A 5,478-nucleotide genomic window follows, 5' to 3' on the forward strand; every position below is an offset into this window, starting at 1 on the left:
TCTCCACCTCGGCGATCCCGAGTTCGGACCACACGAACGTCGTGTAGCTCAGCCGGTGCCGCCCTACTTCGCTGAAAGCGGAAAACTAGCTCGCCGTTCGGCGGGCAGAAAACTACTTCTGCTCGTCGCCCTCGGCCTCGTCGGCTGCATCGTCTGCGGCCGGCTCGGCGGTGCCGAACATCTCGGCGGTGTCGATGGTCTCACCGGCGGTGTCGGTGACCGTGGCGGCATCGACGACACCGGCCAGGGCCTTGCCGCGACGCACGTCCGCGAAGACCGCACCGAGCTGGTTGGCCTGCTGGATCTGCTGGATGAACTGCTCCGGCGCCATGCCGTAGCGCTGCGCCTGGAACAGGATGCGCTCGGTGAGCTCGTCCTGGCCGACCGTGGTGCCGGCGGCGTCGGCGATCGCGTCCAGCAGCAGCTGGGTCTTGACCGAGCGCTCGGCAGCTTCCTTGGCGTCCGCGTCGAACTGCTCACGCGTGGTGCCCTGCGCCTCGAGAAGCTCGTTCAGCTTCTCCTCGCTGTGATCGAGGCCGTGGATCGCGTCGTGCAGCGCAGCGTCGACCTCGGCCTTGACGACAGCCTCGGGCAGCGGAACCTCGACGGTCTCCAGCAGCGACTCGAGCACCTTGTCGCGGATCTGACCGGCCTGCTCGACCTTGCGAACGCGAGCAACGCGCTCACGCAGGTCAGCCTCGAGGTCGGCGAGGGTGTCGAACTCGCTTGCCATCTGAGCGAACTCGTCGTCGGCCTCGGGCAGCTCGCGCTCCTTGACCGAGTTGACGACGACGGTGATGACCGCGTCCTGGCCCGCGAAGTCGCCGGCGACCAGCTTGGAGGTGAAGTCCTTCGACTCGCCCGCCTTGACGCCGACGATGGCCTCGTCCAGACCCTCGATCAGCTGACCCGAGCCGACCTCGTGGGACAGACCCGACGCGGTGGCCTCCGGAACGGCCTCGCCGTCGACGGTGGCGGACAGGTCGATCGACACGAAGTCGCCGTCCTGAACCTCACGCTCGACGCCCTTCAGGGTGCCGAAGCGCTGACGCAGCGACAGCAGCTGCTCGGCGACGGCCTCGTCGGTGACCTCGATCGGATCGACCGTGACAGCGACGGTGGCGAAGTCGGGGAGGGTGATCTCGGGGCGGACGTCGACCTCAGCGGTGAAGACGAGCTCCTGGCCGTCCTCGAGCTTGGTGATGTCGATCTCCGGCTGGCCGATGACCTTCACGTCCGAGGCCGAGACGGCCTCCGAGTAGCGGGCCGGCAGAGCGTCGTTGACGACCTGCTCCAGCACGGCGCCACGGCCGACACGCGCCTCGAGCAGCTTGGCCGGGGCCTTGCCCGGACGGAAGCCGGGGAGACGGATCTGCTGCGCGAGCGCCTTGTATGCCTTGTCGAAATCAGGCTTGAGCTCCTCGAAGGGCACCTCAACGTTGATACGGACTCGCGTCGGGCTGAGCTGCTCGACGGTGCTCTTCACGGATCTGGCTCCTTCGTAGTGGTGATGCTCTTCGTTGCTCTGTGTAGTGCGCAGGCGCCGCGATCGCGACGCCGACGCACACGTGGTCGGGATGACAGGATTTGAACCTGCGACCCTCCGCTCCCAAAGCGGATGCGCTACCAAGCTGCGCCACATCCCGTCCGAAACAGGACCTCACCAACCTCGTGAGGACCCGAGGCAGAATCCTACGGCCCCCCGATTAGGAATTCCAAAGCGAGGTGGGTACAGTTCCATCTCGCACACGGCATCGCTGGCGATCCCACAAATGTCGTATGCACGGGGATGTAGCTCAATGGTAGAGCCTCAGTCTTCCAAACTGATTACGCGGGTTCGATTCCCGTCATCCCCTCCGCGAGGAGGAAACCCCCGCCCGGCAATTGCGCCCGGGACGGGGGTTTTGTCGTTTCTCGACCACCCATCGCGAGCAGACCGTAGTGACTCTTGTCACACTTGCAGCCTCGCGCCTGTTTCGAGCGATTCGCCACCCACCGCGACCAGGCCACCCTAAGTTGGAACCTGTTACAGAATTCAGGCCCAGCGAAGGAGTGCCGGATGCACACCCCCCTCTGCGACGAACTCGGTATCGAGTTCCCGATCTTCGCGTTCACCCACTGCCGCGATGTCGTGGTCGCCGTCAGCAAGGCCGGCGGATTCGGCGTCCTCGGCGCCGTGGGCTTCACCCCCGAAGAGCTCGAGATCGAGCTGAACTGGATCGACGAACACATCGGCGACCGCCCGTACGGCGTCGACATCGTGATTCCCAACAAGTACGAGGGCATGGACTCGAACCTGTCGGCCGACGAGCTCACGAAGATGCTGCAGTCGATGGTGCCGCAGTCCACCCTCGACTTCGGCCGCAAGATCCTCACCGACCACGGCGTCCCCCTGCCCGACGACGGCAGCGACAACGCGTTGCAGCTGCTCGGCTGGACCGAGGCCACCGCCACCCCGCAGGTCGAGGTGGCGCTGCAGCACCCGAAGGTCACGCTCATCGCCAACGCGCTCGGCACCCCGCCGGCGGACATGATCGACCACATCCACGCCGCCGGACGTAAGGTCGCGGCGCTGTGTGGTTCGCCCTACCAGGCACGCAAGCACGCCGACGCGGGCGTCGACATCATCATCGCCCAGGGCGGCGAGGGCGGCGGACACTGCGGCGAGGTCGGTTCGATCGTCCTGTGGCCGCAGGTCGTCAAGGAGGTCGCCCCGGTTCCGGTGCTGGCGGCCGGCGGCATCGGCAGTGGTCAGCAGATCGCGGCCGCGCTGGCGCTGGGCGCCCAGGGCGCGTGGTCGGGTTCGCAGTGGCTGATGGTCGAGGAGGCGGAGAACACCCCCGTCCAGCAGGCCGCATACGCGAACGCGACCAGCCGCGACACCGTCCGAAGCCGATCCTTCACCGGCAAGCCGTGCCGAATGCTGCGCAACGACTGGACCGAGGCGTGGGAGCAGGAGGGCAACCCCGAGCCGCTCGGCATGCCGCTGCAGTACATGGTGTCCGGCATGGCCGTCGCCGCCACCCACAAGTACCCGGACGAGACCGTCGACGTCGCCTTCAACCCGGTGGGCCAGGTCGTGGGCCAGTTCACCAAGGTGGAGAAGACGTCGGCCGTCATCGAACGCTGGGTGCAGGAGTACCTCGAGGCGACCGGCACGCTCGAGCAGCTGAACGCCGCCGCCGAGGCCTGACAAGCCCCGGGCCCGCGGTCACTCGTCGGGCAGGAGCGGGACGCTCTCGCCGCGGTCGCGGCCGAGCAGCGCGGCGCGGGTGACCGCGACCGCCCCGAACTTGGCCCGCACCGCGTCCAGCGCACCGTCGAGCCGGACACTGTCGGCCTCCGCAACGGGAGGCCCGGTGTCCGGCTCGAAAGGTAGGGCGAGCTGTTCGGCGCCTTCCCTGTCGAGATTGGTCAGCGCGACGCCCACCAGCGTCAGCCCGCGCTCTGCGATCAGCGGCCGCGACTGGCCGAGCAGCGAGCGCACCGCAGCGAGCACCACCACCTCCGTCCGCGCCGACGCCTCGCCGAGCGTGACCGAACGGGTGGCGCGTTCGAAATCGGCGAACCGCAGCCGGAGCACGATCGTCCGGCACACCCACCCGCCGGCGCGCAGCCTGCGCATGACGCGATCCACCAGCGCCGCAGCCGTGGACTCGACCTCGGCGAAGCTCCGCTGCCGTCGGCCGAGCGCATGCTGCGCGCCGATGGACCTGCGGCGATGACTCGTCTGCACCCGTCTCGGGTCGCGGGCCCACGCCAGCGCGTGCAGGTGCCGCGCCGATCCCGGCCCGACGACGGTCGACAATTCGCGTTCGGACAGCGCCGCCAGTTGCGCGACGGTCCGGATCCCGTAGTCGTGCAGCTTGCGGGACGTCACCGCACCCACTCCCCACAGCCGCTCGACGGGTAGCGGGTGCAGGAAGTCGATCTCGCGATCCGGGGGTACGAGCAGCAGACCGTCGGGTTTGCCGACCGCACTCGCCACCTTCGCGAGGAACTTGGTCCGCGCGATGCCGACGGTGATGGGCAGTCCCACCTCCGCCCGCACGTCGGCCCGCAGCTTGCGAGCGATGTCGATCGGCGGGCCGGAAATCCGCCAGAGCCCGCCGACGTCGAGGAACGCCTCGTCGATGGATATGCCCTCGACAAGCGGCGTGGTTCGGCGAAACACCTCGAAAACAGCCCTACTGGCCTCGGCATACGCGGACATGCGGGGCCGCACGACGATCGCGTGCGGGCACCGGCGTCGCGCATCCGACTCGCTGCTCGGACTGCGGACGCCGTACGCCTTGGCCTCGTAGCTGGCCGCGAGGACGACTCCCCCGCCGACGATCACCGGCCGGCCCCGCAGTCGTGGGTCGTCGCGCTGCTCGACCGATGCGTAGAACGCGTCCAGATCCGCATGCAGGATCGTCGCCCCGGCACCGGCCGTGGCGTCGAAGTCGGAAAGGGCATCGGACACGAACATATGTTCGCATCGACCACCGACAGTGCGATTCGTGTCCGAGTCGCAGGTCATCCGCTCCCGGTATCCTGGATGATGTCCGATTTGTCACCTCCGGAAGGTCCCCCGTGGAACTCCTCCTCATCGTCGCCGTCCTCGGCGCCGTCGTCTTTCTGGTCATGAAGAGCCAGAACAAGAACAAGGGCCACTCGGCGAACCAACTCGAAGACGCCAAGGCGGACGCCCGCCAGTCGATCGAGCGCCTCGGTGGCCAGGTCTACAACCTCGTCGGCAACGACGACGCTTCCAAGCAGGCTCTCGCCGACGCTTCCGAGCGATACACGGCCGCGGGTTCACAGATCGACCAGGCCACGACGCCGGTCCAGGCGCGTCTCGCGAAGCAGACCGCCCTCGAGGGTCTCTACTACATCCGCGCCGCTCGTACGGCGATGGGCATGGATCCGGGTCCCGAGGTGCCGAGCATCGACGGCCAGAAGTCGGCCGGTTCGGTCACCGAGGACCGCCAGATCGAGTTCGAGGGCCGTCAGGTGTCGGCGTCGCCGAACCCGTCGGCGCGCACGCCCAACTACTACCCCGGCGGCCGCGTCGCGGGTCGACCGGTTCCGGCCGGCTGGTACTCCGAGCCGTGGTGGAAGCCCGCGCTCGTCGCCGGCGCGTGGGGCGTCGGTTCTATGTTCCTGTTCTCCGCGATGTTCTCGGGCATGGCGGGTGTCCCGTACAGCGCCGACGAGTTCGCGGACGGGTACGAGGCCGGCCAGGCGGATGCCGAGGCTGACGCCGGTGCTGACGGCGGCGGCGAGGACATGGGCGGCGGAGACACCGAGTTCGGTGCCATGGAAGACGGCGGGGGCGACTTCGGTGGAGGCGACTGGGGCGGCGGAGACTTCGGCGGAGGCGACTTCGGCGGCGGTATGGACTTCGGCGACTTCTAGTCGGCCTGACAGCCGGGGCACCAGAACAGGTTGCGCCCCTTCATGACAGCGTGAGCGATCGGCGTGCCGCAGATGCGG

At 68.2% G+C, this 5,478-nt stretch carries 5 protein-coding genes and 2 tRNA genes; 3 read left to right on the forward strand and 4 right to left on the reverse strand.

Annotation, left to right across the window (positions count from 1 at the left end; genetic code table 11):
* Window positions 1-112: 112 nt before the first annotated feature.
* Both tig and LCL87_RS16735 read right to left on the reverse strand, forming a co-directional pair.
* A complete protein-coding gene (gene tig, locus LCL87_RS16730; RefSeq protein WP_225021605.1) occupies window positions 113-1,486 on the reverse strand; it encodes a trigger factor in 1,374 nt (457 codons plus the stop codon).
* An 83-nt stretch (window positions 1,487-1,569) separates the two neighbouring features.
* Window positions 1,570-1,646 (reverse strand) — tRNA-Pro (locus LCL87_RS16735).
* Between the two features lie 139 nt (window positions 1,647-1,785).
* Between LCL87_RS16735 and LCL87_RS16740 the strand changes: the two genes are divergently transcribed.
* A tRNA-Gly gene (locus LCL87_RS16740) sits at window positions 1,786-1,856 on the forward strand.
* Window positions 1,857-2,059: 203 nt separating this feature from the next.
* Window positions 2,060-3,193 carry an NAD(P)H-dependent flavin oxidoreductase gene (locus LCL87_RS16745; protein ID WP_225021607.1) on the forward strand — a complete coding sequence of 378 codons (1,134 nt, stop codon included), beginning with the start codon at window positions 2,060-2,062 and terminating at the stop codon, window positions 3,191-3,193.
* 18 nt (window positions 3,194-3,211) lie between these two features.
* Here LCL87_RS16745 and dinB read toward each other — a convergent pair whose 3' ends face one another.
* A complete protein-coding gene (gene dinB / locus LCL87_RS16750) occupies window positions 3,212-4,471 on the reverse strand; it encodes a DNA polymerase IV (protein WP_225021609.1) in 1,260 nt (419 codons plus the stop codon).
* Window positions 4,472-4,575: 104 nt separating this feature from the next.
* Here dinB and LCL87_RS16755 point away from each other — a divergent pair, with 104 nt between their 5' ends.
* Window positions 4,576-5,400 (forward strand): DUF1542 domain-containing protein, encoded by an 825-nt coding sequence (locus LCL87_RS16755; protein WP_225021611.1) that lies wholly within the window; start codon window positions 4,576-4,578, stop codon window positions 5,398-5,400.
* On the opposite strand, the gene LCL87_RS25935 is transcribed toward LCL87_RS16755, so the two are convergent.
* The coding region (locus LCL87_RS25935; RefSeq protein ID WP_510850788.1) for a zinc finger domain-containing protein at window positions 5,397-5,478 on the reverse strand (82 nt) is incomplete at its 5' end. The two genes, LCL87_RS16755 and LCL87_RS25935, sit on opposite strands and share 4 nt — an antisense overlap.

Origin of the sequence: Prescottella equi (genome assembly GCF_020171745.1) — a bacterium.
In the GTDB taxonomy this organism is placed as follows: domain Bacteria; phylum Actinomycetota; class Actinomycetes; order Mycobacteriales; family Mycobacteriaceae; genus Prescottella; species Prescottella equi_A.